The organism is Polaromonas sp. P1_G4 (assembly GCF_056405475.1).
Map to the genome: position 1 here is coordinate 1 of NZ_JBFUCA010000770.1, position 1,440 is coordinate 1,440.

The following is a 1,440-nucleotide window of genomic DNA, read 5'->3' on the forward strand; positions in this document are numbered from 1 at the left end:
GGCCTGGGAATGCAGGCGTTCCTTGACGCGCGGGAAAAACTCCAGCACCTCGGGAATACGCTCGTGTGTGGTTTTCGTACCCAGCGTGATGCCGCCCAGCTCCAGGTTCTGCCACACAGTAAGCTGGCCAAACAGGTTGCGCCCCTGGGGCACAAACACAATTCCTTTGGCCAGCAATTCTTTCTGGCTGGCGCCCGAAATGTCCTCACCATTCAACAGGATGCGGCCCTGCCGCGGCTTGAGCAAGCCAAACAGCGCTTTCAAAACCGTGGACTTGCCCGCACCATTGGGGCCCAGCAGCAGCGTGATGGAACCAGTCCTGACCTTGAACGACAGGTTGTTCAGGATCATGAAGTCCTTGTAACCTGCCACCACATCGTCAAATTCAATACAGATCTCACTTGTCATATCAATCTCCATGAAGCCTCAGTTGACCTCTTTCCAAGCAACGGCGCGGAACCGGCTCCGCCGGGCCGCAGCGGTTGTCCCCCTTAAGGGGGATTCCGGCTACACGCAGTGAGCCGAGACAGGGGGTTAGTTCCCTAAATAGGCGTCCAATACCTCTTTATTGGCCCGGATCTCCGCCGGCGTACCAATGGCCAGCACCTTGCCTTCGACCATCACCATGATGCGGTGGCACAGGCCCATCACAAAATCCATGTTGTGCTCGATCACCACAAACGAAGCCTTGCGGCCAAATTTGGGGTTCTGGTTCAGATCCCGGAGCAGCGACGAGATGCCGCCCACCAGGCTGGGATTGACGCCCGCGCACGGCTCGTCGAGCAGCACCAGGTCCGGTTCGGCCATAAAAGCCATGGCGATGTCCACCAGCTTTTGCTGGCCATAGCTCAAGGTACCGGCGAGCTTGTCAGCCACATGGYGGATGCGGAACTGGTCGATGAGCGCATCCGCCTTGTCGCCCAACCCCGAGTCGCCAGGCGCGAACATGCGGCCGAGCAGGCTGCCCTTGTGCTCCTGGGCCGCCACGATCAGGTTGTCGCGCACCGTCATCTTTCCGAACACCTGAAGGGTCTGAAAGGTGCGGCCCACGCCACGCCGGCTGAGCTCCAGCGGCGACAGGCCGGTGATGGTTTTACCGTTGAGTTCGATCGTGCCGGCATCGGGGCTGATCTGGCCCAACACGCTGTTGAACATGGTGGTTTTACCCGAGCCATTGGGTCCGATGACACCAAAGATTTCCCCCGGCATGACTTCAAAGGAGACCCCGCCCACAGCCTGAATGGCGCCATAGGCCTTTTTGAGCCCGGCAACTTTTAACAACGCGTTTGTCATGATGCCGCTCCGATCCGGCTGGCTGCAGCCGCACGTGCCTGGGACGCCTCACGCGCTGCGCGCTTGGCCCGTATACGGTCAGGAATGCTGAGCAACCCATCGGGCAGCCACACCATCAACAGCACCACCGCAGCGCCGAACATCGGC

At 60.0% G+C, this 1,440-nt stretch carries 2 protein-coding genes and 1 pseudogene; all 3 read right to left on the reverse strand.

The features are described 5' to 3' along the window. Nucleotides 1–408, reverse strand: a 408-nt coding sequence (locus AC1D1X_RS23160; RefSeq protein ID WP_477699325.1) for an ATP-binding cassette domain-containing protein, incomplete at its 3' end; no start/stop codon positions are given. Between the two features lie 126 nt (nucleotides 409–534). Beyond that, nucleotides 535–1,293: an ABC transporter ATP-binding protein gene (locus AC1D1X_RS23165; RefSeq protein WP_477699326.1), complete on the reverse strand. Its 759-nt coding sequence runs from the start codon at nucleotides 1,291–1,293 to the stop codon at nucleotides 535–537. Next, a pseudogene (locus tag AC1D1X_RS23170) lies at nucleotides 1,290–1,440 on the reverse strand (branched-chain amino acid ABC transporter permease); the annotation flags it as partial. The gene AC1D1X_RS23165 and the pseudogene AC1D1X_RS23170, both read right to left, overlap by 4 nt.